The sequence below is a fragment of the Mesorhizobium argentiipisi (SeqCode) genome, from assembly GCF_037179585.1.
Lineage (GTDB): Bacteria > Pseudomonadota > Alphaproteobacteria > Rhizobiales > Rhizobiaceae > Mesorhizobium > Mesorhizobium argentiipisi.
Map to the genome: position 1 here is coordinate 180,175 of NZ_JAPYKO010000008.1, position 26,932 is coordinate 207,106.

At 63.9% G+C, this 26,932-nt stretch carries 25 protein-coding genes and 1 tRNA gene; 22 read left to right on the forward strand and 4 right to left on the reverse strand.

Features of this window, described 5'->3' with window-relative positions:
* Window positions 1–101 precede the first annotated feature (101 nt).
* The 8 genes from O7A05_RS14275 to O7A05_RS14310 all read left to right on the forward strand — a co-directional run bounded on the left by O7A05_RS14275 (window position 102) and on the right by O7A05_RS14310 (window position 7,903).
* Window positions 102–749: a methyltransferase family protein gene (locus tag O7A05_RS14275; RefSeq protein ID WP_337093715.1), complete on the forward strand. Its 648-nt coding sequence runs from the start codon at window positions 102–104 to the stop codon at window positions 747–749.
* A gap of 82 nt (window positions 750–831) precedes the next feature.
* A complete protein-coding gene (locus tag O7A05_RS14280) occupies window positions 832–2,226 on the forward strand; it encodes a hypothetical protein (protein ID WP_337093716.1) in 1,395 nt (464 codons plus the stop codon).
* A gap of 249 nt (window positions 2,227–2,475) precedes the next feature.
* Window positions 2,476–2,679, forward strand: a complete 204-nt coding sequence (gene rpmI, locus O7A05_RS14285; RefSeq protein ID WP_027166935.1) for a 50S ribosomal protein L35 — start codon at window positions 2,476–2,478, stop codon at window positions 2,677–2,679.
* Between the two features lie 37 nt (window positions 2,680–2,716).
* Window positions 2,717–3,118: a 50S ribosomal protein L20 gene (rplT, locus tag O7A05_RS14290; RefSeq protein WP_042637600.1), complete on the forward strand. Its 402-nt coding sequence runs from the start codon at window positions 2,717–2,719 to the stop codon at window positions 3,116–3,118.
* 185 nt (window positions 3,119–3,303) lie between these two features.
* Entirely contained in the window at window positions 3,304–4,356 is a 1,053-nt protein-coding gene (gene pheS / locus O7A05_RS14295; RefSeq protein WP_337093717.1) for a phenylalanine--tRNA ligase subunit alpha, read from the forward strand.
* Window positions 4,353–4,790 carry a GFA family protein gene (locus O7A05_RS14300; RefSeq protein WP_337093718.1) on the forward strand — a complete coding sequence of 146 codons (438 nt, stop codon included), beginning with the start codon at window positions 4,353–4,355 and terminating at the stop codon, window positions 4,788–4,790. Before pheS ends, O7A05_RS14300 begins: the two co-directional genes overlap by 4 nt.
* Window positions 4,787–7,195 carry a phenylalanine--tRNA ligase subunit beta gene (gene pheT, locus O7A05_RS14305; RefSeq protein WP_337093719.1) on the forward strand — a complete coding sequence of 803 codons (2,409 nt, stop codon included), beginning with the start codon at window positions 4,787–4,789 and terminating at the stop codon, window positions 7,193–7,195. The genes O7A05_RS14300 and pheT overlap by 4 nt, the downstream gene beginning before the upstream one ends.
* A gap of 105 nt (window positions 7,196–7,300) precedes the next feature.
* The gene (locus tag O7A05_RS14310) at window positions 7,301–7,903 is read left to right on the forward strand and encodes a nucleotidyltransferase family protein (protein WP_337093720.1); all 603 of its coding nucleotides are present in this window, start codon (window positions 7,301–7,303) and stop codon (window positions 7,901–7,903) included.
* 257 nt (window positions 7,904–8,160) lie between these two features.
* Here the strand turns inward: O7A05_RS14310 and O7A05_RS14315 are convergent, their stop codons facing one another.
* Complete coding sequence (locus O7A05_RS14315) at window positions 8,161–9,156, reverse strand: aldo/keto reductase (RefSeq protein WP_337093721.1); 996 nt, start codon at window positions 9,154–9,156, stop codon at window positions 8,161–8,163.
* Window positions 9,157–9,253: 97 nt separating this feature from the next.
* Here O7A05_RS14315 and O7A05_RS14320 point away from each other — a divergent pair, with 97 nt between their 5' ends.
* The 11 genes from O7A05_RS14320 (at window position 9,254) to O7A05_RS14370 (ending at window position 21,387) form a co-directional block, all read left to right on the forward strand.
* Complete coding sequence (locus O7A05_RS14320) at window positions 9,254–10,144, forward strand: LysR family transcriptional regulator (protein ID WP_337093722.1); 891 nt, start codon at window positions 9,254–9,256, stop codon at window positions 10,142–10,144.
* A gap of 121 nt (window positions 10,145–10,265) precedes the next feature.
* Window positions 10,266–10,835 (forward strand): cytochrome b, encoded by a 570-nt coding sequence (locus O7A05_RS14325; protein WP_337093723.1) that lies wholly within the window; start codon window positions 10,266–10,268, stop codon window positions 10,833–10,835.
* 66 nt (window positions 10,836–10,901) lie between these two features.
* The gene (locus tag O7A05_RS14330) at window positions 10,902–11,477 is read left to right on the forward strand and encodes a YceI family protein (protein WP_337093724.1); all 576 of its coding nucleotides are present in this window, start codon (window positions 10,902–10,904) and stop codon (window positions 11,475–11,477) included.
* 303 nt (window positions 11,478–11,780) lie between these two features.
* On the forward strand, window positions 11,781–12,767 hold the full coding sequence (locus O7A05_RS14335; RefSeq protein ID WP_337093725.1) for a Gfo/Idh/MocA family protein: 987 nt from the start codon (window positions 11,781–11,783) through the stop codon (window positions 12,765–12,767).
* Window positions 12,768–12,807: 40 nt separating this feature from the next.
* Window positions 12,808–14,463, forward strand: a complete 1,656-nt coding sequence (locus O7A05_RS14340; protein WP_337093726.1) for an FAD-binding dehydrogenase — start codon at window positions 12,808–12,810, stop codon at window positions 14,461–14,463.
* A gap of 227 nt (window positions 14,464–14,690) precedes the next feature.
* A complete protein-coding gene (locus tag O7A05_RS14345) occupies window positions 14,691–15,011 on the forward strand; it encodes a hypothetical protein (protein WP_337093727.1) in 321 nt (106 codons plus the stop codon).
* Window positions 15,012–15,047: 36 nt separating this feature from the next.
* Window positions 15,048–15,935, forward strand: a complete 888-nt coding sequence (locus tag O7A05_RS14350) for an RNA polymerase sigma factor (RefSeq protein ID WP_337093728.1) — start codon at window positions 15,048–15,050, stop codon at window positions 15,933–15,935.
* Window positions 15,936–16,249: 314 nt separating this feature from the next.
* Window positions 16,250–20,263 (forward strand): Pls/PosA family non-ribosomal peptide synthetase, encoded by a 4,014-nt coding sequence (locus O7A05_RS14355; protein ID WP_337093729.1) that lies wholly within the window; start codon window positions 16,250–16,252, stop codon window positions 20,261–20,263.
* On the forward strand, window positions 20,260–20,631 hold the full coding sequence (locus O7A05_RS14360) for a GNAT family N-acetyltransferase (RefSeq protein ID WP_337093730.1): 372 nt from the start codon (window positions 20,260–20,262) through the stop codon (window positions 20,629–20,631). Before O7A05_RS14355 ends, O7A05_RS14360 begins: the two co-directional genes overlap by 4 nt.
* Entirely contained in the window at window positions 20,588–20,740 is a 153-nt protein-coding gene (locus tag O7A05_RS14365) for a GNAT family N-acetyltransferase (protein WP_337093740.1), read from the forward strand. Before O7A05_RS14360 ends, O7A05_RS14365 begins: the two co-directional genes overlap by 44 nt.
* Window positions 20,737–21,387: a 4'-phosphopantetheinyl transferase family protein gene (locus tag O7A05_RS14370; RefSeq protein ID WP_337093731.1), complete on the forward strand. Its 651-nt coding sequence runs from the start codon at window positions 20,737–20,739 to the stop codon at window positions 21,385–21,387. Before O7A05_RS14365 ends, O7A05_RS14370 begins: the two co-directional genes overlap by 4 nt.
* Before the next feature lie 118 nt (window positions 21,388–21,505).
* Here O7A05_RS14370 and O7A05_RS14375 read toward each other — a convergent pair whose 3' ends face one another.
* From O7A05_RS14375 to O7A05_RS14385, 3 genes are all read right to left on the reverse strand, one after another.
* Window positions 21,506–22,036 carry a dihydrofolate reductase family protein gene (locus O7A05_RS14375; RefSeq protein WP_337093741.1) on the reverse strand — a complete coding sequence of 177 codons (531 nt, stop codon included), beginning with the start codon at window positions 22,034–22,036 and terminating at the stop codon, window positions 21,506–21,508.
* A gap of 239 nt (window positions 22,037–22,275) precedes the next feature.
* Window positions 22,276–22,352 (reverse strand) — tRNA-Arg (locus O7A05_RS14380).
* Window positions 22,353–22,540: 188 nt separating this feature from the next.
* Window positions 22,541–24,034, reverse strand: a complete 1,494-nt coding sequence (locus O7A05_RS14385) for a HAMP domain-containing sensor histidine kinase (protein WP_337093732.1) — start codon at window positions 24,032–24,034, stop codon at window positions 22,541–22,543.
* A gap of 256 nt (window positions 24,035–24,290) precedes the next feature.
* Between O7A05_RS14385 and rpmH the strand changes: the two genes are divergently transcribed.
* Genes rpmH through yidC form a run of 3 tightly spaced genes read left to right on the forward strand, consistent with a single transcriptional unit; the run spans window position 24,291 to window position 26,623 of the window.
* Window positions 24,291–24,425, forward strand: a complete 135-nt coding sequence (gene rpmH / locus O7A05_RS14390) for a 50S ribosomal protein L34 (RefSeq protein ID WP_008833937.1) — start codon at window positions 24,291–24,293, stop codon at window positions 24,423–24,425.
* A gap of 16 nt (window positions 24,426–24,441) precedes the next feature.
* Entirely contained in the window at window positions 24,442–24,795 is a 354-nt protein-coding gene (gene rnpA / locus O7A05_RS14395) for a ribonuclease P protein component (RefSeq protein ID WP_337093733.1), read from the forward strand.
* A gap of 13 nt (window positions 24,796–24,808) precedes the next feature.
* Window positions 24,809–26,623, forward strand: coding sequence for a membrane protein insertase YidC (yidC, locus tag O7A05_RS14400; protein WP_337093734.1), 1,815 nt, complete (start codon window positions 24,809–24,811; stop codon window positions 26,621–26,623).
* Window positions 26,624–26,932: the final 309 nt, after the last annotated feature.

Consider the following 26,932-nt stretch of genomic DNA (forward strand, 5'->3'; position numbering starts at 1 on the left):
CTATCCGATCGCTCTCAAACTCGCGATCGGGTCCCCGATCGCCTGCAAATCTCGACGATCAAGTTCCTCGATCGCGAGCAAATCGACGATCGGGTTTCGCCATGACCGATGAAGTGAAGTCCCAGCCCGCCGAGCAAACAGAAGGTCTCGGCGGCTACCAGCACATGCGCCGGATCGTGCTGGCGGTGCTGGTCGTGGTGCTGTTCTGCGCGCTTCTGTTCGGCCAATCGAGCTTCCCACCCGAGACCTGGATGCACGAGTCGATCGAGATGTTCGGCGTGCTTCTGATCTTTCTCGGCATTGTCGGGCGGCTGTGGTCGACACTCTATATCGGCGGGCGCAAATCCGCCGAAGTGGTCACGGGCGGGCCTTATTCGATCACCCGCAACCCGCTCTATCTGTTTTCGACCGTGGCTGCCGCCGGGGTCGGGGCGCAGATCGGCTCGTTCAGCGGCATCATCCTGTTCTCGCTGCTTTGCGCCGGCGCCTTCCACATCGTCATCCTGCGCGAGGAGCGGTACCTGAAGGAAGTGCTCGACGCGCCCTACCAGGCCTATCTCGCCAAGGTGCCGCGCTTCTTCCCGAACCTGGCGCTCTACCAGGAAGGCGATACCGGCAGCTTCAAACCGCGCCTGCTCTTGAACACGCTGCTCGACGGACTGGTGTTCCTGGTCGCGCTGCCGGCCTTCGAGCTGATCGACAGCATGCAGCAGTCGGGGGTGCTGCCGGTGTGGTTCACGCTGCCCTAAGAGTTGACGGACAGAAGCACTATCGAATTGCCGGGCTAACTTTCGAACATATTAATAGTCTGGCTACACGAATGGTGTAGCGATGATCGTGGCAAATAAAGCGCCGGGGGTGCACTGTGTCGAGCATCAGGTCGGCACCACCACATTTGCGAATGTTTTCCACACGGAGCAAAGCTTGAGGATGAGGACTGCCGTTGCCGCCGTCGGCGGGTTCATTCTCCTGGCTTTGGCTTGGGTGACGGCGATCGCCAACCGCGAACACGCGACCGAGCAATTGTCCTTTACAAAGGACGCCTATGTCGATCACGGAACCTACTTCCGTCTGAAGGTGGACTTTGCCTATAAGGGCGAACAACAACACTATGACATTGTTGTTGGCTGCAACGTCCTCAACATCCACTATAAGGACAGTTCCTCCACATACGAAGCTGGGCTGACCCCGACCGTATGGGGTCAGCGCATGAGTGACGGCAAGGCGGTCGTTGTGCGCGCGCCCGATACCTGCCGCGGCGACACGACGGCAAACGGCGGTGTGCCGGCGGATTTCCTTCCGGTAATGATCGTCTATGACAATGCCGACACCATGGCGTTCGGTATCGGCTATATGACGGACGACGCCTACCGGAGCCCGAAATCGGTGCTGCGGTTTGACAAAGCTACGGTCGAGCGCGCGACGCGCGCCGAGTTCGATGCCTTCCGCGCCACTGGCCCGCAGAACATCATCACGCGCAGCCAGTATCATTCTGCACAAAATGACTACCAGCTCGCACTTCTAGGCCTCCCGAGGAGCTATCCGGCGTTCGGACGAAGTTGCTCCGCCTTTTCCCGCTGGAAATTGGCCGAGCCGGAGCGGGAGATTGTGCGCAAGTACCGGCCAGCGAACGCTGCCCGATACTGGACTATCTCCCAGACTCTCTTAGACACGACCACCCAAGCCTCCCTTACGAGCGAAATTCGCGAAGCGCGAAAAAAGGCGAAAAAACAGACCCGCGACGATGGGCTGGCCCTAGGGGTAAATGGAGGCTTCTGGCAACCGGATTTCGGGGCACTGCGCCGCGATGGTACACAATTGGTGGGGCTGAAAGCCAGCAGTAAAGGTAGCAGCACCACAAAAGCTGCTGCGTTCTATCCGGCGGACACTTCGATGAGGCAAGACAAATGGCCTGTGGAGCGAACCGCGAGGATTGCCGTTTATGAAGCCCTACAGTCGGTAAATACAACAAATATCGATGTCGACGACGGGCGGAACCGAGGCTTCGCTTATTGCTACCTAGGCGACCGGCCGCCAACAAAGGAATTGGGAGACAAGGTGTGGGCCTTGCCGGCGACCACGACCATCGATGGGAAAGATGTGGTAGCGGGTGCTCCGGAGCACTGGGGCTATGGATTTTATCGCGCCGAGCTCGTCTTCGACGGCGATGAATATGTATTGGAACGCGTTCTTTTCAATCTCGAGTCCACACGAGGTGACGTATGACTGATAAGCGCTGCGTTAGCACACTCTGATCTTCGGGAACCTGAGGCGGGCGCGCAGCTTCGGTGCGTGTAGCTTCAGGTGTATCGGCTTCAGGTGTTGCACGCCGGCCATCTTTGATCTATAGGACCGCGGTTCCAAGAAAACCGCCCGGCAGGGCATGCCGTGGCGGTTTCATTTGCTTTTCGGGCTTTGGTCGGCCCGAAGCGAGACAAGAAGCGCGATGGTGCGCCACCAATACGGAGTAGCAAAATGCCCAAGATGAAGACCAAATCGGCCGCCAAGAAGCGGTTCAAGATTACTGCCACCGGCAAGGTGCTGTCGGCTGCCGCCGGCAAGCGCCACGGCATGATCAAGCGTTCCAACAAGTTCATTCGCGATGCCCGCGGCACGATGGTTCTGGCTGAACCGGACGGCAAGAAGGTCATCAAGAATTTTCTGCCGAACGGCCTCTGAGCATTCGGTCTGGACAACGTTTTAAGGAGATCATGACATGGCACGCGTAAAGAGAGGCGTTACCGCCCACGCCAAGCACAAGAAGGTATTGAAGGCTGCCAAGGGTTTCTACGGCCGCCGCAAGAACACCATCCGCATCGCCAAGCAGGCGGTGGAGAAGTCGCTGCAATATGCCTACCGCGACCGCAAGAACCGCAAGCGCTCGTTCCGCGCGCTGTGGATCCAGCGCATCAACGCCGCGACCCACGAGCATGGCCTGACCTATGGCCGCTTCATCGACGGCCTCAACAAGGCCGGCATCGAGATCGACCGCAAGGTCCTTTCGGACATGGCCATCCACGAGCCGCAGGCTTTCGCCGCGCTGGTCGCCAAGGCCAAGGTCGCGCTCGAATATCTGAAGAACACCACGCCGAATGCTTTTGAGAGCGCTGTCGCCTAAGCCAGCGCTTCCCAAGCATTTTTAATACTGATTTGGGGAACCCGCGCTGGCACGGCTGGCGCGGGTTTTTCTTTTGCCTGATGTAATCAAAATGGTGACGCACCGGATCCTGGTGGTCGCCCGATCGAAAGAGTTTCGCCGTGAACGCCACCGCTGGAAATCTTGAAACCCTTGAAGCTTCCCTGATGGCCGACATCGCGGCTGCGGCCGACGAACCGGCAATCGAGGCGGTGCGCGTCTCGGCGCTCGGCAAGAAGGGCTCGGTCTCCGAAATGCTGAAGACGCTGGGCGCGATGAGCGCCGAGGAGCGACAGGTGAAGGGCCCGGCGATCAACGGATTGAAGAACCGCATCACCGAGGCGCTCACCGCGCGCAAGGCGGAGCTGAAGGATGTGGCCATCGCCGCGCGGCTCGCCGCCGAGAAGGTCGATGTCACGCTCCCCGTTCGCCAGTCGCCGGCCGAGCGCGGCCGCATCCACCCGATCAGCCAGGTGATCGACGAGATCGCGGCGATCTTCGGCGACCTCGGCTTCGCGATCGCCGAAGGTCCGGATATCGAGACCGACTATTACAATTTCACGGCGCTGAATTTCCCCGAGGGGCACCCGGCGCGCGAGATGCACGACACCTTCTTCTTCCAGCCGGACGAGAAGGGCGAGCGCAAGCTGTTGCGCACGCACACCTCGCCCGTGCAGATCCGCACCATGGAGCGGCAGAAGCCGCCGATCCGCATCGTCATCCCCGGCAAGACCTACCGGCAGGACTCGGACGCCACCCACTCGCCGATGTTCCATCAGGTCGAGGGGCTGGTGGTCGACAAATCGGCCAATGTCGCCAACATGAAGTGGGTGCTGGAGGAGTTCTGCAAGGCCTTCTTCGAAGTGCCGTCGGTCAAGATGCGCTTCCGGCCGTCCTTCTTCCCGTTCACCGAGCCGAGCCTCGAGGTCGACATTCAATGCGACCGCTCGCGTCCCGGCGAAGTGCGCTTCGGCGAAGGCTCCGACTGGATGGAGATCCTGGGCTGCGGCATGGTGCATCCCAACGTGCTGCGCGCCGGCGGGCTCGATCCAGACGAGTATCAGGGCTTCGCCTGGGGCATGGGCATCGACCGCATCGCCATGCTGAAATACGGCATGCCGGACCTGCGCGCCTTCTTCGACGCCGATGTGCGGTGGCTCGCGCATTACGGCTTCCGGCCGCTCGACCTGCCGACGCTGTTCGGGGGGCTGTCTGCATGACGGCACCTCACACCGGCGGCTGCCGTTGCGGCGCGGTGCGGTTCGAGGCCTCGGCCGAGCCGCATCACATCAGCTATTGCCATTGCGGCGACTGCCGGCGGGCCAGCGGCGCGCCGGTGTCGGCCTTTGTCGGCTTCATGGCCGACCAGGTCGCGCTCAATGGCAAATCGCTGAAAAGCTACCGCAACGGTCCGGTGGAGCGCTCGTTCTGCGGCATTTGCGGCTCGCCTATCGCCTATACCGACCAGCGGCTCGACAACCGGATCTATTTCATGCTCGGCGCCATGGACATGCCTGCCTATTTCAGGCCGACCGTGCATGCGCATGTGCGCGAGCAGCTGCCTTTCCTGCACATGCCCGATGCGCTGCCGCGCGAGCTGAAGACCAGCGTATCCCGGCCCGAAGAACAAAGACCCTCGGAAACACAGTCATGAAATTCACCCTCTCCTGGCTCAAGGACCATCTTGAGACCGACGCCTCGCTTGCCGAGATCGTCGAGCGGCTGACCGCGATCGGCCTCGAAGTCGAGCATGTCGACGACAAGGCCGGCCTGAAGCCCTTCGTCATCGCCAAAGTGCTGACGGCAGTGCAGCATCCGGACGCCGACCGGCTGCGCGTGCTGACCGTCGACACCGGCGACGGCAAGCCGCCCGTGCAGGTGGTGTGCGGTGCGCCCAATGCCCGCGCGGGCATGATCGGGGCCTTTGCGGCGCCAGGCACCTATATTCCCGGCATCGACGTGACGCTCTCGGTCGGCAAGATCCGCGGCGTCGAAAGCCATGGCATGATGTGCTCCGAGCGCGAGCTGGAAATCTCCGACGAGCATAACGGCATCATCGATTTACCGCAGGATGCGCCGGTCGGCACCAGCTTCGCCGCCTACGCGCATCTCGACGATCCGGTGATCGAGATCAATCTGACGCCGAACCGGCCGGACGCGACCAGCGTCCACGGCATTGCGCGCGATCTCGCGGCGAGCGGGCTTGGCCGGCTTACCGGCGGCGCGATTATGCCGCATGTCGGCAACGGCATGTGCCCGGTCAAGGTCAAGATCGAGGCGCCGGAACTCTGCCCCGGCTTCGCGCTGACGCTGGTGAACGGCGTGAAGAACGGCCCATCGCCGAAATGGCTGCAGCAGCGGCTGATCGCCATCGGCTTGCGCCCGATCAGCGCCTTGGTCGACATCACCAACTATGTCACCTTCGACCGGGGCCGGCCGCTGCATGTGTTCGACGCCAACAAGGTCGCCGGCAATCTCGTCGTGCGCCGCGCCAAGCAAGGCGAGACGGTGCTGGCGCTTGACGGGCGCGAATACACGCTGACGCCGGAAATGTGCGTCATCGCCGACGACAATGGCGTCGAATCGATCGCCGGCATCATGGGCGGCGAGCATTCGGGCTGCGACGAGAACACCACCGACGTGCTGATCGAATCGGCGCTCTGGGATCCGATCTCGACCGCCCGCACCGGCCGCACGCTCGGCATCATCAGTGATGCGCGCTACCGTTTCGAGCGCGGCGTCGATCCTGAGTTCATGGTGCCGGGTGTCGAGCTTGCGACCAAGCTGGTGCTCGAGTTCTGCGGCGGCACGCCGACGGAAATCGAGGTTGCCGGCTATGCCGGCCACAAGCCGAAGATCATCTTCTTCCCGCTCTCGGAAGTGAAGCGGCTGACCGGCATCGAGGTGCCAAGAGAGGAAGCGCTCAGCATCCTGACGCGGCTCGGCTTCGAGCCGCGCAGCTCGGGCGACGCCGTCGAGGTGAAGGTGCCGTCTTGGCGGCCGGATATCGACGGCAAGGCGGATCTGGTCGAGGAGGTGATGCGCATCCACGGTGTCGACAACATAGCGCCGCAGCCGCTTACCTCGCATGACGCGGTCAACGGCAAGATCCTGACCACGCTGCAGGTGCGCACCCGCGCGGCCAAGCGCGCGCTGGCCGTGCGCGGCATGATGGAGGCCGTCACCTGGTCGTTCATCCCCGCAAAGCACGCCGAGCTGTTCGGCGGCGGCCAGAACGGCCTGAAACTCGCCAACCCGATCGCCGCCGACATGTCCGACATGCGGCCTTCGCTGCTGCCCGGGCTGATCAGCGCCGCGCAGCGCAATGCCGACCGCGGCATCGGCGATGTGGCGCTGTTCGAGGTCTCCGGCACCTATGAGGGCGACGCCGCCGACCAGCAGCGGCGCGTCGCCGCCGGCGTGCGGCGCGGCACGGCCAAGCTCGACGGCGCGGGCCGCAGCTGGTCCGGCAATGCCGGGCCGGTCGGCGTGTTCGACGCCAAGGCGGACGCGATCGCGGCGCTCGAAGCCTGCGGCGCGCCGGTCGACCGGCTGCAGATCGAGCCCGGCGGCCCGGCCTGGTATCATCCCGGGCGCTCGGGCACGATCAAGCTCGGCCCCAAGACCGTGCTCGGCACATTCGGCGAGTTCCATCCGAAGACGCTCGAAACGCTCGACGTGTCGGGTCCGATCTGCGGCTTCGAGGTTTTTGTCGATGCCGTGCCGGAGCCGAAGGCCAAGCCGACGCGCACCAAGCCGAAGCTGGAGCTCTCGCCGTTCCAGGCGGTGAAGCGCGACTTCGCCTTCGTCGTCGACCGATCGGTCGAGGCCGGCACGCTGGTGCGGGCTGCGCTCGCGGCCGACAAGAAGCTGGTCACCGGCGTTTCGGTTTTCGACGTCTTCGAGGGCGCCTCGCTTGGTGCGGCCAAGAAGTCGATCGCCATCGAGGTCTCGATCCAGCCGGTCGAAAAGACGCTGACCGACGAGGATTTCGAGGCGCTCGCAAAACGCATCGTCGAGAACGTCAACAAGCAGACGGGGGGCGTGCTGAGGGCGTAGCGAGTCTCTGCTTTACATAATTCCGGCTGGAAAACCGCTGTGCACTTTTCCTGGCATTGCTTCTGAGGATTGCCGGAGCATGGCGAATCGCTCTCCAAAAGAGCGATGGACCACCTCCGGTATTCCGGCCTTGCCTTCGAAGAGCAGCGCGCGGCGTTCCTCGCCATCGTTGCGGGCGACCCGCTGCTCAGCGAAACGCTGGCGCGCGTGCGCCAACTCGCGCTGCCCGATTGGCTGGTGGTTTCCGGCGCGCTCTACAACAGCGTCTGGAACTATCTGACCGGCAAGCCGCCGGGCTACGGCATCAAGGATGTCGATCTGTTCTATTTCGATGACACCGATTTGTCCTACGAGGCCGAGGATGCGGTGATCGGCCGGGCGGCGGCGCATTTCGCGGGGTTGCCGTTGCCGGTCGAGGTACGCAACCAGGCGCGGGTGCACTTGTGGTATCCGGTGAAGTTCGGGCAGGAATGCCCGCGCTATGCCAGCGCGAGTGAATCGGTGAGCTATTTCGCGTCGAAGACGCATGCGGTCGGGGTGCGGTACGGCGCCGACGGAGCGCTGGAGATGGTGGCGCCGTTTGGGCTCGACGACCTTTTTTCGTTCCGCATCACGCCGAACCGGGTGCTGGACAATCAGCGCACGCATGAGGCGAAGGGGAGGCGTGCCAAAGAGTATTGGCCGGAGATTGAGGTGGTGTCTTGGTAGGATACGGCGGCGCGAGGCACCCCCCTCTGCCCTGCCGGGCATCTCCTCCGCAAAGGGGGGAGATTGGCAGTTTCGTCGGCGGCACCCTTCTTGCAGCGCTGGTGATTGGCGAGAGGCCAGACGAGATCTGATCTCCCCCTTGCGGGGGAGATGGCCGGCAGGCCAGAGGGGGGTGCCTCGCGCTAACGTCTCGCAATCTTTACACTGCGCGGCTTATGGAGAGGGAAGCGCCGAAGCGCCCCTTCCCTTGCTGTCGCTCACCCATTCACCAGCGCCAGCAGCTCCTCCGTATAGCGCTTGCCGACCACCTTGTCGGGCGACAGCGCATCACCGATCGCTGCCACCTCGGCCGCGCTCAACTCGATCCCGGCCGCGGCGGTGTTCTGCTCAAGGTGCCGTATCTTCCTTGCGCCGGGGATCGGCACGATGAAATCGCCCTGGTGCAGCACCCAGGCGAGCGCCAGCTGCGCCGGTGTCAGGCCCTTTTGGGCCGCCATCTTCTCCAGCACAGCGATCACCGCGTTGTTGGCTTCCATGGCCTCGGCCTGGAAGCGCGGCAGAGTAAGGCGCCAGTCGCCGGCGCCGAGGGCGTCCGGCTTGCTGATCGCGCCGGTGAGCAGGCCGCGGCCGAGCGGGCTGTAGGGGACGAAGCCGATGCCAAGCTCGCGGCAGACGGCGAAGACCTCGTCCTCGGGATCGCGGCTCCACAGCGAATATTCGCTTTGCACAGCGGCGATCGGGTGCACGGCATGCGCCCGGCGCAGCGTCGCGCCGCTCACCTCCGACAGGCCGAGCGCCCGCACTTTGCCCTCGCGCACCAGCTCGGCCATGGCGCCGACCGTGTCCTCGATCGGCACGTTGGGGTCGACGCGGTGCTGGTAGTAGAGGTCGATCACGTCGGTATCGAGCCGCTTGAGCGAGGCTTCGGCCACCGCCTTGACGTGCTCGGGGCGGCTGTCGACGCCGACCATGCGGTCGATGCCCTCGCCGTGCTCGGAAATCTTGAAGCCGAATTTGGTGGCGATCGTTACCTTGTCGCGCACCGGTTTTAGCGCCTTGCCGAGCAGGATCTCGTTCTCGAATGGACCATAGACTTCGGCCGTATCGAAGAAGGTCACGCCGATCTCGACGGCGCGGTGCAGTGTGGCAATGGCTTCCGCCTCCGGCTGGCCGCCATAGGCGAAGCTCATGCCCATGCAGCCGAGGCCGACGGGGAAGACTTCGAGTTTAGTTCCAAGTTTGCGGGTTTTCATGGCGCATCTCCTTTGTTGCGATGGGGGAGAGATAGCGCCCCGCGACACGTTCGATAATTCTGTCTATTTCGCACAGGTCGCTCTATAAAATAGAACAATGAACCGGACGAACCTCTCCCAACTCGCCGTGCTTGCCTCGGTCGCCCAATGCGCCAGCTTCCGCGGCGCGGCCCGCGAGCTCGGCATCGCGCCTTCCGCGGTCAGCCATGCGGTGTCGAGCCTGGAAGCACGGCTCGGCGTGCGGCTGCTCGCGCGCAGCACGCGCAGCGTCGCTCCGACCGAAGAAGGCGCGCAGCTTTTGGAACGGCTGCGGCCGGCCCTGTCCGAGATCGACCTGGCGCTGGAAACGGCGGTCGAGGCGCGCGACCGGCCGGCCGGGAATCTACGGCTCAGCGTGCCGCGCACCGCCGCGCATCTGGTGCTGACGCCGAGGCTCGGCGCCTTTGCCGCGGCCTATCCCGCCATCGTGCTGGAGATCGTCATCGAGGATCGTTTTACCGACGTGGTCGAAGGCGGCTTTGATGCCGGTGTGCGCCTCGGCGAAAGCCTGCAGCGCGACATGATCGCCGTGCGGATCGGGCCCGACATCCGCGGCGCGGTGGTCGCAGCGCCCTCCTATTTCGCTTCTATGCCGAAGCCGCGCCATCCGCGTGACCTCACCGACCACCGCTGCATCCGCTTCCGTTTCTCCAGCGGCATCCTTTACCGCTGGGAGTTCGAGAAGGACGGCGAGGAAATCGAGATGGCGGTCGAGGGGCCTCTGATCCTGGACGAAGATTACCTGATCGCCCAGGCGGCGGTCGACGGCGCCGGCCTGGCCTTCGTCTTCGAGCCCTATGTGCGGGCGCCGCTCGCCGACGGCAGGCTGATCCGCGTGCTGGAGGACTGGTGCCCGCCCTTCGACGGGTTCTTCGTCTATTATCCCAGCCGCCGGCAAATGCGGCCGGCGCTCAGGGCCTTCGTGGATTTCTTCAAGGTGAGCGGGTAGGGAGGCGATTGCGGAACGAAGCCGTCGCTTCGGTTCGCATCCACTTACCGACATTGGCGCCGACCAATGGAATTGGCTGCACATCTCGGAAGAAAGCCGGCGCCGGCTTCGTTCGCCTCGCATGGAATCCATCACCAACACCCCAACCCGCTACGGCTGGGCAATGATTGCCCTCCACTGGCTGATCGGCATCATCTTCATCGGCCAGTTCGTGCTCGGCGTCGTCATGGTGCGGATCGAAAGCCAGCGGACGTCCTTCGAGCTGATCCAGCTGCACAAATCCTTCGGCTTCCTGCTGCTCGGCCTGATCATCCTGCGCATCGCCTGGCGCCTCGGCAATGCGGCGCCGCCCTTGCCGGCTGCGGTCGGAACGCTGGAGCGCAAGACCGCGCCGCTGGCGCATTTCGCGCTCTATGCCTTCCAGATCGCGCTGCCTCTTTCCGGCTGGGCGCTGGTCTCGGTGTCGACGCTGGAGATCCCGACCATGCCGTTCAACCTCTTCGTGATGCCCAATCTGCCGCTGGCCGAATCCGACGCTTCGGAAAGCTTCTGGGCTTCTGCGCACTGGTATCTCGCCTATGCCGGCATCGCGCTGGTGGCGCTGCACATCGCAGCGGCCCTGCGCCACCATTTCCTGCTGCGCGATATGGTGCTGACGCGCATGATCACACCTTCGTCAGGCAGGGAATAGAACCGCGCCATCATTCGTTCGTGGGACGAGAACGCAGAAAAACGTATCTGCGGAAGGAAGAAACCCATGAACGCGCGTATCCCCGGATTGGCGGCTTTTGCCGCTTGCCTTACCATGCCTGCCGTTGCCGCGGTGGCGCTCAGCGACGCCGCCGGCAGCTACACGATCAGCCCGGCAGCCTCCTCGATCCGCTTCACCATCGGCAAGGCCGGAGGCGGCGGTTTCGACGGCGCCTTCGGCCGCTTCAAGGGCACGATCCGCATCGACAATGGCGATGTCGGCCGCTCCAAGGTGGACCTCACCATCTATCCCGAAAGCGTCGGCACCGGGCAGGGCCGCATCGATGCCTTCCTGCGCTCCGACGCAGTGTTCGACGCGGCCAACAATCCGGAGATCCAGTTCCGCTCTACAAGCGTGACGCGCACCGGCGACACGACGGCGCTGGTGACGGGCCGGCTGACGGCGCGCGGCAAGACGTTTCCGGAAAAATTCACGGCCGAGCTCGGCGGATTGAAGGGCGGGACCATCAAATTCCACGTCACCGGCAAGGTTCTGCGGTCGCGCTACGGCATGGATGTCGGCACGCCGCTCTATTCCAATGTCGTCGATTTCGACATGATGCTGACGGGCAAAAGGGGTTAGTCGCAGTCCCGCTTCTCCTCGCCCCCGCAAAGCGGGGGAGAGGTGGCTCGGGCGAAGCCCGAGACGGACCGGGGGGCGACCTTCGCGACGGCAGAGCCCTTTGATCATCCAAGCGGCCACAAATAAAGCCCCAAGAGGCGCTGGGGTCCAAGAACCCGGGACTCTACGAAAACCCCTCTCCGTCCCGGCTTCGCCGGGACACCTCTCCCCACTGCGTGGGCGAGGAAGGGAGCTTCTCCCGCATTGGCTTTTCTCCGGAATTGGGGCACACCTCCATCGATGTAACCGACATGGAGAAGCGTGATGTTCCGATGGGGTGTTCTGTCGACGGCAAAGATCGGCCGCGAGCAGCTTTTGCCGGCAATCGTGGAATCGGAGAACGGCGTCCTGTCGGCGATCGCCAGCCGCGACCTGTCGAAGGCCAAGGCGCTGGGCGAGCGTTTCGGCGCCCGTCATGCTTTCGGCTCCTATGAGGACCTGCTCGCCTCCAAGGAGGTCGACGGTGTCTATATTCCGCTGCCCACCTCCCAGCATGTCGAATGGACGGCAAAGGCGATCGAGGCCGGGAAGCATGTGCTGGTGGAAAAACCGCTGGCGCTCGACGCCAAGGACATCCCACCGCTGATCAAGCTACGCGACGAAAAGAAGGTGCTGGTCTGCGAAGCCTTCATGGTCACCTACCATCCGCAATGGATCAAGGTGCGCGACCTCATTGCCGGCGGCGCTATCGGGCGGCTGCGCCATGTGCAGGGCGCGTTCTCCTATTACAATGTCGACCCCAAGAACATGCGCAACCAGCTCGATCTCGGCGGTGGCGCGCTGCCCGACATCGGCGTCTATCCAACCGTGTCGACGCGTTTTTCGACCGGCAAGGAGCCCGTCCGCGTCCAGGCCAATATCGAGCGCGACAAGAATTTCGGCACCGACATCTATTCCTCGATCCGCGCCGATTTCGGCGATTTCGAGCTGTCCTTCTACCTGTCGACGCAGATGGCGGCGCGGCAGGTGATGGTGTTCCACGGGGAAAAGGGCTTCATCGAGGTCTTCGCCCCGTTCAATGCCGGGCTCTACGACCACCATCGCATCGAGCTGCACAACCAGAACCACACCGAGGCGCAGGTGTTCCGCTTCCCGGGTACGCAGCAATACCGGCTGGAGTGCGAAGCCTTCGTGCGCGCCGCCCAGGGCGGCAAGGACCGCGTCTTCACCCTGGAGGAATCGGTGCTCAACCAGAAGGTCATCGACGCCATCTTCCGCGCCGGCGAGAAGGACGGCTGGGAGCCCGTCTGAGGCTTCGCAATAAGTTTGCCGGCTGGTTTCGGGAGGAAAGATGGCTGACGCGGACGTGATCATTGTCGGCGCCGGGCTGGCCGGCCTCGTCGCCGCGACTGAGTTGGCGGAGGCCGGCAGGAAAATCATCGTCGTCGACCAGGAGCCGGAACAGTCGCTGGGCGGCCAGGCCTTCTGGTCGTTCGGCGGGCTGTTCCTGGTCGATTCGCCCGAGCAGCGGCGCATGCGCATCCGCGATTCCCACGACCTCGCGCTCGAGGACTGGATGGGCACGGCCGCCTTCGACAGGCCAGAGGATTTCTGGGCGCGCAAATGGGCGGAAGCCTATGTCGGCTTCGCCGCCGGCGAGAAGCGCTCCTGGCTGATCGAGCGCGGCCTGAAATTCTTCCCCGTGGTCGGATGGGCCGAGCGGGGCGGCGGCAATGCGACCGGCCACGGCAATTCGGTGCCGCGCTTCCACATCACCTGGGGCACCGGGCCCGGCGTGCTGGAACCTTTCGCGCAGCGCGTGCGCGAGGCGCAAAAGCGCGGGCTGGTCAAGTTCAGGTTCCGCCACTGGGTCAACGAGATCATCCGCACCGGCGATACGGTGACGGGCGTGCGCGGCGATGTGCTGGAACCGAGCAACGTCGAGCGCGGCCACAAGAGCTCGCGCGCCGCGACCGGCGAATTCGAGCTCAGCGCGCAAGCGGTGATCGTCGCCTCCGGCGGCATCGGCGGCAATCATGAGCTGGTGCGCCAGAACTGGCCGTCGCGGCTGGGCGCGCCGCCGAGGCGGATGATCACCGGCGTGCCGGACCATGTCGACGGGCGCATGCTGGCGATCACGGAGGCGGCGGGCGGCTCGGTCATCAACCGCGACCGCATGTGGCACTATGTCGAGGGCATCAGGAACTGGGCGCCGATCTGGACCGAGCATGCGATCCGCATCCTGCCCGGTCCCTCCTCGCTCTGGCTCGACGCGCGCGGCAAAAGGCTGCCGGCGCCGCTCTATCCGGGCTTCGACACGCTGGGCACGCTCAGCCACATCATGAGCACGGGCTTCGATTATTCCTGGTTCATCCTGACCAAAAAGATCGTCCAGAAGGAGATCGCGCTGTCGGGCTCCGAGCAGAACCCCGATCTCACCGGCAAAAGCTGGCGGCAGGTGCTGGGCCGCGCGACGTCGGGCATCCCGGGCCCGGTGAAAGCGTTTATGGAAAAGGGCGAGGATTTCATCGTCGAGGCCGACCTTTCGAAACTGGTGGCGCGGATGAACGCGCTGGCCGGCGGCGAGCCGCTGCTGGACGTCGCCGAGGTTGAGGGCGAGATCCGCGCCCGCGACATGCAACTCGACAATCCCTTCTCCAAGGATGCGCAGATCACCGCGCTGCGCGGCGCGCGCGCCTATCTCGGCGACAGGCTGATCCGCACCGCCAAGCCGCACAAGATGCTCGATCCAGCGAACGGCCCGCTGATCGCGGTGCGCCTCAATATCCTGACCCGCAAGACGCTGGGCGGGCTGCAGACCGACCTCGACAGCCGCGTGCTCGACGCCGCCGGACAGCCGGTGCCGGGGCTTTATGCGGTGGGCGAAGCCGCCGGCTTCGGCGGCGGCGGCGTGCATGGCTACGCGGCGCTGGAAGGCACTTTTCTCGGCGGCTGCATTTTTTCGGGTCGCAGCGCGGGACGGGCAGCGGCGAAGGCGGTCGGCTGAGAGGTTATCTCCCCCTCTGAGGGGGAGATGGCCGGCCGGCCAGAGGGGTCGTCTCACATGGATCGCCAACGTTTCTCTCATCGCAGATGCGGCGGCGTTTCACGCGCTGTGACCCGCTCTGTCGCCTTCGGCGACATCTCTCCCTCGAGTGGGGAGATTTTTTGTGTCCGCACGAATCCTTTCGCCTGCCCGAAACGTCTTCCTCATGCCAACCGAAGGAGACGACCATGACCTACAATCTGATCCGCTACGGCGTGAAGGACGCCGGCATCGCCGAGAACCGGGCGCTGGTGGCAAAAGTGTTCGAGGCGCTGGATGAAACGCAGCCGCAATCGGTGCGCTATCTGGTGCTCGAACTGGAGAATGGCGAATTCGTCCACCTCGTCGGCTACGACAAGGACAGCTCGGCGCTGACCGAACTCGACGCTTTCAAGGCCTTCGGTGCCGATCATGCCGGACGGCGTTCGGCGCCGCTTGTGAGGGCGCCGGCGAAGATCGTCGGCAACTATCGTATGCTGGCCAAGGCCGATGAAGCCGTGCCCGCCTGACCCGGGCACGGCCTCGGCAAGGCGAGAAAGAGGACGATGAGCTCAGCAGGGTTCGGCCGCGCGGAACTTGACGATATGCTCGTCGACTTGCGGCCGAAGCTGCACCGCTACGCCGCCCGCATGGCCGGCTCGTCGATCGAGGGCGAGGACATCGTGCAGGAGACGGTGGTAAAGGCGCTTGCCGCGCATGATGGCGGCGCCCGAGTCGAGCGCCTCGAGCAGTGGCTGTTCCGCATCGTCCACAATGCGGCGCAGGATCATCTGCGCCGCCGCCAGCGGGAGCGCTCCCGAATGAGCGACACCGACATGACGACGATTGAGGATCTCTCGGCCAGCGCAGAGGCGAGGCTTGCGGCGGCAGCAAGCCTGCGCACGTTCATGCAGCTCACGCCGGCGCAGCGCAGCGCCGTGATCCTGATCGACGTGCTCGGCCTCAGCCTTTCCGAAACCTGCGAGGTGACGGGCGCGACTTTGGCTGCCACCAAGGCGGCGCTGCATCGCGGCCGGGCAGAGCTGAAGGCGCTGGCCGGCCGAACCGATGAAGTCGCCATGCCGAAGCTCGACCCGGAGGAGGAGCGCCGGCTGCGCCGCTATGTCGATCTGTTCAACGCGCGCGATTTCGACGGGGTCAGGAGGCTGATCGCCGAGGATGTCCAGGTCGACGTCGTCAATCGCACCCGCCTCAACGGCAAGAAGGAAGCCTCGACCTATTTCGGCAATTACGACCGCCTCCGCGACTGGGCCCTGTCGCTCGGCTTCGTCGATGGCCGGCCGGCGATCCTCATCCGCAACCCGCAGGCGCACGATGCGGTGCGCGGCTTCGTGCTAATCGACTGGCGCGGCGAAGAGGTCGCCCGCATCCGCGACTTCCGCCACGTTCCTTATTGCGTCGTCGAGGCTGATATCTGCTTCCTTACCGATTGAGCTGCGACACATCCGCGAGCTGATCGAGCCGCTGCCTGCGGAGATGATCCCCCAGAGCGCGCGCAAAACGATACGCCTTCGCGGGAGAGATCGGCGCTCCGTCACATCATCGTGAACGTCACGTGGCATGAATTGCCGATCGGAACGCCATCTCAAATCCGCCGCAAAGGCAAATCAACTGGCCCGTCATCGTCAGCCAATTGTCTTTTCGCCAATCACGGCATAGTGCGAGCCATCACGAGCTCGCGGGTCCTCCAATGTCTCTGAATGAAGCAAGCAAACCCGCCAAGAAAAACGCGCCTAAAGCCAAACTAGTGACGGAATCGCCACCGCGCGATCAGATCCTAATCGGCCCCGATTTCATCCATAAGGGTGAGCCGCATGAGAGGCTTGACCGCTTCTTCGGCGATCTGGCGAGCCGCTTCGACGCGGCACCGGCGGTGATTTCCAGCGGCCGGCCATGGTCATATCGCGAGCTGAACAGCCGTGCCAACCAGTTCGCGCATCTGCTGATCGAGCGTGGCGTGAAGCCGGGCGACAGGATAGGCCTTTTGCTGGACCGCTCCGCCGAAACCTATATCGCTATCCTTGCCGTGATGAAGGCCGGGGCGGCCTTCGTTCCTCTAGCCACCGCCTTCCCCGAAGATCGCATGGTGATGATCATCGAGGACGCCAATGTCACGATGGTGATCAGCGTCTCCGGTTATGCCGCGCGCGTGGCGCGCCTGCCGGTTCCGCATATCTCGATCGACTCGGCGGAATCCGAAATCGCTCTCAAGCCGGAAACAGCGCCCCTGCCGGAGGGCAGCCAGGACCAGACCTGCTACATTCTCTACACGTCCGGCACCACGGGCAAGCCGAAAGGCGTGGTCATCACGCATCAGAGCTTCTGCAACTTCATCCGCGTCGCCGCAGCATCCTACGGTTACCAGCCGGGCGACCGCGTGTACCAGGGCATGACCATCGCCTTCGACTTCTCCTCGGAGGAGATCTGGGTGCCCTTTGCCGCCGGCGCCACGGTCGTGCCGGCGCCCGGCCAGCAGCCCCTCGTGGGCGAGGAGCTGGCCAGCTTCCTGCGCGAGCATCACATCACCTGCATGGCCTGCAGCCCGACGCTTTTGTCGTCGATCGAGAGCGACGCGCCCAGCCTGCGTGCGATCCTGGTCGGCGGCGAAGCCTGCTCGCAAAAGCTCGTGGTGCGCTGGGCGAAGCCCGGCCGCCAGATCCTGAACACCTATGGCCCGACCGAGGCGACAGTCACGGCCACCATGGCCTTGCTGACCCCGGACGAGCCGGTGACGATCGGCAGGCCGCTACCTACCTATTCGATAGCCATTCTCGACCCCGAAAAGCCGAAGGTGCTGACCGGCGACGCACTGGGCGAGGTCTGCATCGGCGGCATGGGCGTGGCGGTAGGCTACCTCAACCGGCCGGAGCTTACCGAACAGCGATTCATCAAGGATTTCATCGGCCTGCCGAACAATCCCAGCGGCCGCATCTACCGGACGGGCGACCTCGGCCGCATCAACGACAAGGGCGAGATCGAATATCACGGCCGCATCGACACGCAGGTGAAGATCCGCGGCTACCGCATCGAGCTGGGCGAGATCGAGGCCGTGCTGCTGGAACAGCCGGGCATCGCGCAGGCGGCGGTTACGACGTGGGAGATCGAGCCCGAGCGCACGGAACTGGTCGCCTATTATGCCCCCAGGAGCGGCGGCGACAGTGTGGATCGCACCATGCTCGTGCGGGAGCTCAAGCAGCGGCTGCCCGACTACATGGTTCCGGCCTATCTGGAGCAGCTGCCCGCGATCCCGATGACCGTCTCCAATAAGGTCGACCTGAGGAAGCTGCCAAAGCCGACCAGCGCGCGCGTCGCGGCCGGCCATGCGATGATCGACCCGCGCAACGAGGACGAGAGGTTCCTGGTCGACACGCTGCAGGATGTCCTGAGATTCGAGGACATCTCCATCGAAGACCACTTCTTCGACGACCTCGGCGCGAACTCGCTGTTGATGGCGAGGTTCTGCGCGCGTATCCGCTCCCGCAAAGCCTGGTCGACGACCTCGATGCGCGACATCTACCTGCATCCCACGGTCGCGAAACTCGCCGATTACCTGCGTGCGCCGCAGATGGTCGCGGTTGCCGCGAGCGAGCCGATGCTGACGCATCGGGCTTCCGGCCTTGCCTACTGGAGCACGGGCTTTGGGCAGCTCGTGTTCTACGCGCTCTACAGCTATGCCTCGCTCTGGGCGATCAATGACGGACTCAACTGGGTCTATGACGCGCTGGACGACCCGGCGCAGCTCTATCTGCGCTGCGTCCTCTTGTCCGCCAGCGTGTTCTTCGGGCTCAGCGGCTTTGCCATCATCGCCAAATGGCTGCTGGTTGGACGTTGGAAGGCCGAGACGTTCCCGATCTGGGGCTGGCGTTATTATCGCTTCTGGGTCGTCAAGACGCTGGTCCGCAGCGCGCCGGTGGTGCTGTTCCGCGGCAGCCCGCTGTACAGCCTCTACCTGCGCCTACTCGGCGCCCGGCTCGGCAACCGCACGGTTATCGAGTGCCGCTCCGTTCCGGTCTGCACCGACCTGATCAGGATCGGCGACAACTCGATCCTGCGCAAGGATTCCATGATCCTGGGCTTCCGCGCCCAGGCGGGCTACATCCACACCGGCCCGCTTGACATCGGCCACAACGCTTTCGTCGGCGTCGGCTCGACGCTGGACATCGACACCCGCATCGGCGATGGCGCCCAGCTGGGCCACGCTTCGTCGCTGCATCGCGGACAGGCGATCCCTGCCGGCGAGCGCTGGCACGGATCGCCGGCGATTCCGACCGAGGCGGACTATTGCACGGTTCCCAACGTGCCGCTGTCGCGAGCGCGCCGGATCATCTACGAGGCGATCCAGCTCTTCATCCTCTTCGCCATCGTCACGCCGTTCCCGCTTCTGTTCCACACCTACTGGGAGAATGTCGGCGACGACTATCAGGAGACCATCGGCATCGTGGCGATCGGCACCACGGTGACGCTGGCGGGCTTCATCATCGGCGGCGTATTGCTGGCGGCCATCGTGCCGCGGCTGTTCAACCTCATGCTGAAGCCCGGCCGAGACTATTCGCTCTACGGCTTTCACTACTGGCTCCAATCGATGCTGGAGCTGGTCAGCAACGTGCGACTGCTGAATGTGCTGTTCGGCGACAGCTCGGCCGTCGTCTACTATTTGCGCGCCATCGGCTGGCGGCTGAACAAGGTGAACCAGACCGGGTCGAATTTCGGCACCAACCAGCGGCATGAAAACCCGCAGCTCAGCGAGATCGGCTCGGAAACGATGGTCTCCGACGGACTGTTCATGGTCAACATGCAGAAGTCCGCCAACTCCTTCCGCCTCGAGCACACGCGGGTCGGTGAGCGCAACTTCTTCGGCAACAACATCATCTATTCGCCGGATTCCCGCACCGGCGACAATTGCCTGCTCGGGACCAAGGTGCATGTACCGGTCGATGGTCCCGTGCGCGAGAATGTCGGGCTGCTGGGGTCGCCGCCCTTTGAAATCCCGCGCATGGTCAATCGCGACAAGGAGCTTCTCGGATTGATCTCCGACCAGGAGCGCCGCCGCCGGCTGCCGCTGAAGAACCTCCACAATCTGGTCACCGCGCTGCTGTTCTTGGCCGCGCAGTGGCTGATCCTGTTCCTGACGCTCGCCATCTGGGACAGGGCGCTCAACTACTACAACGAATGGGAGCAGACGGCGCTGTTCCTGGCGGTGGTGCTGACCACGGCGATCGGGATTCCGTTCTACATCTTCCTGGAACGGGTCAGCCTCGGTTTCCGCCGGCTGAAGCCCAGGATGGCCACGATCTACGACCCGGTCTTCTGGCGCCACGAACGCCATTGGAAACTGTCCGATTCGCCGATCATGGGCCTGTTCACCGGCACCCCGTTCAGGCCGCTGATCCTGCGTCTGGTGGGCGTGAAGGTCGGGCGGCGTGTCTATGACGGGGGAAGCATCATCACCGAGCGGTCGCTGGTGGAGATCGGCGACGACGTGACGCTCAACGAGGGCTGCGTCATCCAGGCGCATTCGCTGGAGGAAGGCGCGTTCAAATCCGACTACATCCGCATCGGCAATGGCTGCACGCTCGCCTCGGCCGCTTTCATCCACTACGCGGTCGTAATGGGCGAGGGATCAGTGGCGGACCTCGATTGCTTCGTCATGAAGGGCGAAGTGCTGGAGCCCAACACCGTGTGGCGCGGCAACCCGGCCAAGCTCTATGGCGTGGTGACGCCGATCGACGCGCGCGCGATCGAGATCGGGCAGAAACAGTGACGCGTTCGGCCGAAGCGCGGACGGGCGACCGCCACGTTGTCCTGCGGCCTGTCGGCGAGGACAACCGGGCGGCGATCCTGGCGCTCGAGCTGATGCCTGAGCAGCAAGGCTTCGTCGCCTCGAATGCCGACTCGCTGGAAGAGGCCGGGGAAGACAACGAGGCCCTCGCCCGCGCTGTCGTTGCGGCCGGGCGCGTCGTCGGATTCCTAATGTACAGCGCTCCAGACGACGATGACGAGGCGATCATCTACCGTTTCATGATCGACCGCCGCGAACAGGGCAAGGGGCCTTGGCCGTGCCGCGGTTGCCCGGGCGCTGGAGGAGATCGCGCAGCTCGGCCACATACGCCGCGTCTCGATCTGTTATGAACCGGACAACGAGGCGGCGCGCCGGCTCTATGCCGGCTTCGGTTTCGTCGAGGCGGGACTGGACGAGGATGGCGAGATGATTGCCGTGCTCGAATTGGGCAGCAAGTGAGCTCACGGCCGGACGACGCGCAACCGGACATCGAAAGCGCCGTCGAGGAGGCGCTGGCCTACCTCACGCCGCCCGGCCTCGTCACCGGCTGCCGTCTTGTTCGTGCCGGCGACGAACAATACCTCCTGCCGGCGGAAGGCGCTTCCATCGCCACGCGCGAACAGAGGGCGCGCGCCGCCACTGGAGCGGGCCGTCGGGTCGCGCATGAATTGCTGCGGCGGCTGAGCTTTGCGGATCTCGCCGTCTTGCGGGGCCAACTGGGAAACCCGATCTGGCCTGCAGGGATCGTCGGTTCAATCGCGCATGACGATGAACTTGCCGTGGCGGTCGCCGCGCGATCCGATGCAATGAGAAGCGTAGGCGTCGACATCGAACCTGCCCTGCCCTTGCCACACGAGCTCCGAGGCATGGTGGCAACGCCGCAAGATCGCCTGGGCGATCTTGATTCCCGCCTGGGCAGCCGCATTCTGTTTGCGATCAAGGAGGCGGTCTACAAGGCCTCGTTTCCGCTCGACGGCCGGGTGCTGGGCTTTGAGGACATCGCCGTCGATCTCACCTCGAGCGAGGCGGTCACTTCATCCGGCAATCGTTTGACGGTGCGCTTCACCATTTCGCCCAGAATCCTGGCGCTGGCATATACGGCATAGGCGCGCTGAGCCTGCCCTGACCGTTCAGAGTGGGCGTTGAACACGAATGGCGCCCGAAAGATTCGGACTGCGAAGCTCGGATAACTAGTCTGGTGCGGCACGAGAGGACGTCGCAAGATCAGACAGGAGCGTAGGTCAACCTGATCACATCCTCGCCGATCCGATCATGAGCCATGAGGCGCAGCGGCGGCCGAGGCCCGGCGAAATATGGCTTGCCGTGACCAAGCACCACCGGGTGCAGGTAGATCCGATATTCATCGATCAAGCCCAGTTCGGTGAGGCTTCGCGCCAAATCCGGGCCGGCGACTTCGATCTCGCCGTCGCGCTCGGCCTTCAGCTTGCGGATAGCGCCTTCGAGATCGCCCTCGACAAGACTGGCATTGGGCCCGACAGACTTCAACGAGCGCGAGACGACCCATTTCGGCTGGTTCCGCCACGCCGCCGCGAAGGCCCGCTCGTCCGCATTCCATTCGGGATGCTCGTCGTCCCAGTAGCGCATGACCTCGTACATGCGGCGGCCGTAGATGCTGCCGGCCTGCCGCTCGGCCTCCTCGATGAAATGGCGAAAGAGCGTGGGGCTTGGCCCGAACGCCATGTGATCGACGTAGCCGTCCAGCGACTGGTTCATTCCGAACACGATCTTGGCCATTACCTTCCCCATACGGCATTCGCGCAATCTGATTGCGTTGTGCAATCGGTTCAGCTTAGACCGACTGGTTTTGTTTTGCAATTGGTTTTGGCGGATATAAGAATGCAACATGGCTCGGGCCGGATTGTCGCCCGATCCCACGCTGCGGTTCTTCCAGCCGCGCAGATCCATCCGACGATTCAAAACCGTTCAAAACGGCCATTTGAAACGGTGGGATTCAGCTAAATATCTGAAATGAATGGCGCGCCCGAAGAGATTCGAACTCCTGACCCCCAGATTCGTAGTCTGGTGCTCTATCCAGCTGAGCTACGGGCGCGCAACAGGCCGTGCATGACACAGGCCCCGCGATCCGGTCGAGACGGCCGGCCGCGATGTGGAGTGTTCCCTAACGACTGAATTTGCGAAAAGCAAGTCGATCCGGCAAAAGTTTTGTCGCAGGTGGTTTTGCCGGCTTTGATCGAGGCGCGCCGCTAGCGACAAGCAGCTCTGCCGGCGACGGCGGCCTCAAGCCGGGCGGCGCAGGCCGTTGCGCGCTTGATCGAGCCGGACCGGCTGGTCGGGGATGGTGACGGCGAAGACGGTGCGGCCGCCGATCGATTCGACAAGCTCGACCGTGCCGCCATGGGCGCGGATCAATTCATGCGCGATCGCCAGGCCGAGGCCGGTGCCGCCGCTGCGCGCCGAGCCGCGGAAGGCGGCGAACAGGTTCTCGCGCGCCTTGGACGGCAGGCCGGGGCCGGTGTCGGCGACGGTGATGCGGCTGACGCTGCCATGGCGCTCGGCCGAGACCGCCAGCCGGCGCACCACCGCGCTTTCGGTGTCGGCGGCCATCGCCTGCACGGAGTTGCGGCAAAGATTGGTCAGCACGCGGAACAGCTGGTCGGAATCGGCGTCGACCTCGAAGGCGGCCTCGACGCCGTTGACGAACTCGATGCCCTCCTCGATGTCGAGCAGGCCGTGCACGTCGTCGACCAGCTGGCGCAGCCGCACACGGCGGCGCGACGGAGCCGGCTCCTGCGTGCGGCCATAGTGGAGCACGCCTTCGGAATAGGAGACGGCGCGGTCGAGGGCGCGCAGAAGCTTCGGCGCGAAGGCCTGCACGGTCGGGTCCTTCACCTGGCGCAGGCGGTCCGACATCAGCTGCGCGGAAGCGAGGATGTTGCGCATGTCGTGGTTGATCTTGGAGACGGCGAGGCCGAGGTCGGCGAGATGCTTCTGTTCCGACAGCATCTTTTGCAGCCGGTCCTGCATCAGCGACAGCTCGCGCTCGGCGACCCCGATCTCGTCGGCGCGGTCGGCGGGGCGGATGACGCGTCCGGGATCGTCCGGCGCCTCGGAGAAGGCCAGGATCGAGCGCGTCATGGTGCGGATCGGCCCGATCATGATCAGGTCGATCGCCGCATAGACCAGCATGGCGGTGAAGAGCGAGATGAGCAGCGAGACGACGGCGACGTTGCGCGAGTATCTCAGCATAGCGTCGCGCAACCGGTAGTCCGGCATGATCAGCTCGAATTCCTTGTCGCTGTCGCCGACCGGACCGAAGACGCGCAGCATGCGCTTGCCGCCGAAGAAGAGCGTCTCGAGCGCGCCGGTCATGCCGTTGACCAGGCCGACCTCGGCGATGTCGATATGCTCGTCGACCTGGGGCGGCATATCGGAAACGACGAGCAGCCGGGAGACCCCGCCGTCGCGCACGGCGATCGCCTTGGCGCCAATTGCCATCAGCACGTCGTTCTGAGCGTTGTGCGACAGCGCGTTGGGCTCGCCCTGCAAGAGCACGATCGACACGGCGGCTGCGGTGCTCAAGCGCTCCTTCAGCCAGTTGACCCGGTAGCTCGCGATCCAGGGCAGGAAGATCAGGACTTCGGCCAAAAGCACGAAGGCGATGGTGAGGAAGAGAAGCTTGGTCGACAGGCCGCGCGACAGCGGCACCCGCCGCGACGAATTCGCCGCAGCCGGCCGGGCCTTTTCATCATTGGACAGGACTTCACTCGTCATGACGCGGTCTTCACGAAGCCTTGATCGGTTCAGATTATGCGATTTGCGGCTTTTTTGCCAATTTCAACCTTGGTCCAGCGAAAAAATGCCTCGCGGCCACGCCGGATTGACTTCCAAAAACCTTCTTTCTATAAGCCCGCTCACGCTCGGGCCATTCGTCCCGGCGCGGTTTCGATCGCGCCTAAGCCGGCCCGGCAAAGCTCCTGTTACAGAGTGACAGAATCAAGAAGGGCCGCACGCCGCGGTATTAAAACAAATGAAGCGTACCTACCAACCGTCCAAGCTCGTCCGTAAGCGCCGGCATGGTTTCCGTGCTCGCATGGCCACCAAGGGTGGTCGTGGCGTCGTTGCTGCCCGCCGCAACCGCGGCCGCAAGCGGCTCAGCGCCTGAACGGAAGACGAGATCGTTGCCCGCACCCGGCAAGCCACAGGGGAAAACTCCCGGGCGGCTTCTGAAACGCGCGGATTTCCTGGCTGTGCGCGACGGCGAGAAACGCCGCGGGCGGCTTTTTCTCGTTGAAGTTCTCGACCGCGGCGATGACCTTGCGCCGCGCGTCGGCTACACCGCCACTAAAAAGGTCGGCAACGCCGTGGTGCGCAACCGCGTCCGGCGGCGGCTGAGGGAAGCCGTGCGCGTTCATGCCGCCGATGACATGGCGCCCGGCAATGACTATGTCATCGTCGGGCGTGAAGACGTGCTTGCCATTCCCTTCGGCCAGTTGAAGGCCGAGCTTTCCCGCCGGCTGCGCGGAACACGATAGGCCAGGGCTTTCGATGGAAAACAACCGCAATTTCTTCATCACCATCGCGCTGTCGGTGCTGATCCTGACGCTCTGGCAGGTGTTCTACATGAACCCGAAGATGGAGCAGCAGCGCGAGCAGGCCCGCATCGAGCAGCAGCGCGTCGAAGCGCAGAAGAAGGAAGCGCAAGGGACCAATCCGGGCGCGGCGCCGACGGCTCAGACGCCAGGCGCCATTCCCAGCGCGCCCGGCGGCGACACGGCGACGGCGGCCGGCCGTGACCAGGCCATCGCCGCGACCAAGCGCGTCAAGATCGATACGCCGAGCCTCGAAGGTTCGATCAACCTGACCGGCGCACGCCTCGACGACCTGAAGCTCAAGCACTACACCGAGACGGTCGACAAGAATTCGCCCGAGATCCAGCTGCTCAACCCGCAGGCGCTGCCCACCGGCTATTTCGCCGAGATCGGTTTCGTCGGCACCGACAAGACAGGCGCGGTGCCAAGCTCGGACACGGTGTGGAGCGTCGAGGGCAATCCGACGCTGACCCCGTCGACGCCGGTGACGCTGACCTACACCAACGACAAGGGTCTCACCTTCAAGCGCACCATCTCGGTCGACAACGACTACATGTTCACCGTTTCAGACGCGGTGCAGAATTCAGGCAGCGCCGCCGTCAGCCTGTTCAATTATGGCCGGGTCACGCGCTACGACAAGCCGGCGGTCGCCAGCACCTATGTGCTGCATGAAGGCCTGATCGGCGTCACCGGCGCTGAGGGGCTGTCGGAGTACAAATACGCGACCATCGAGAAGGACAAGGAAGTCAAGCCCGGCAAGTCGACCGACGGCTGGCTCGGCATCACCGACAAATACTGGGCCGTGACGCTGGTGCCGACCGAGAAGCAGCCCTTCCAGCCGCGCTATGCCTATTTCGAGGACGGGCGTCACCGTTATCAGTCCGACTTCCTGACCGACCCGATCAACATCGAGGCCGGCCAATCGGCGACGGTCGAGACCGAAGTCTTCGCCGGAGCCAAGGAAGTCGCCAAGATCAACGCCTATGCCCAGGACCGGCACATCAAGCGGTTCGATCTTTTGATCGACTGGGGCTGGTTCTATTTCATCACCAAGCCGATGTTCTGGCTCATCGACACGCTCTACAAATTCTTCGGCAATTTCGGGCTGGCGATCCTCGCCACGACCGTCGTCGTCAAGGCCATCTTCTTCCCGCTCGCCAACAAGTCCTATGCATCGATGGCTAACATGAAGAAGGTGCAGCCGAAGATGCTGGAGATCCGCGAAAAATACGCAGACGACAAGATGAAGCAGCAGCAGGCGATGATGGAGCTCTACAAGACCGAGAAGATCAATCCGCTGGCCGGCTGCTGGCCGGTGGCGCTGCAGATCCCGGTCTTCTTCTCGCTCTACAAGGTGCTCTACATCACCATCGAGATGCGGCATGCGCCGTTCTTCGGCTGGATCCACGACCTTGCGGCGCCCGATCCGACCTCGATCTTCAACCTGTTCGGCCTGCTGCCCTTCGCGGCGCCCGCCTTCCTGCCGCATATGGGCGCCTGGGCGGTGGTGATGGGCATCACCATGTTCCTGCAGATGCGCATGAACCCGGCGCCGCCGGACCCGACGCAGGCGGCGATCTTCACCTGGATGCCGGTGATCTTCACCTTCATGATGGGCTCGTTCCCGGCCGGCCTCGTCATCTACTGGGCCTGGAACAACACGCTGTCGATCCTGCAGCAGGGCGTGATCATGAAGCGCCAGGGCGCCAAGATCGAATTGTGGGACAATCTGGCATCGATGTTCCGCAAGAAACCATCGCCGGCAGAATAGGCGTGTGAACTTCTAACGAAAACCCCGGCATTGTTTGTCCGGGGTTTTTGTTGATCAGGCCCAGCGAGCAGTCGCCAACGTTCGTGATTGGCCGAGGCCATATTCCCACCCATCATCGGGCGAAGCGACGCGCGCAGACCCTAGAATCCTGTGTGTTGGTTCTGGTGTATGGTTGAAGTGGAAAGGAGACCGAGTGGATCCTGGTCGTCCTTTCGGACAGGCCGTGGCATGGCCCGGTCCCTTCCCACCGGTGAACCATCAACCTGAACAGTTGCACGGGGCTGTTCCAAGCAGACCCCGCACCACAGG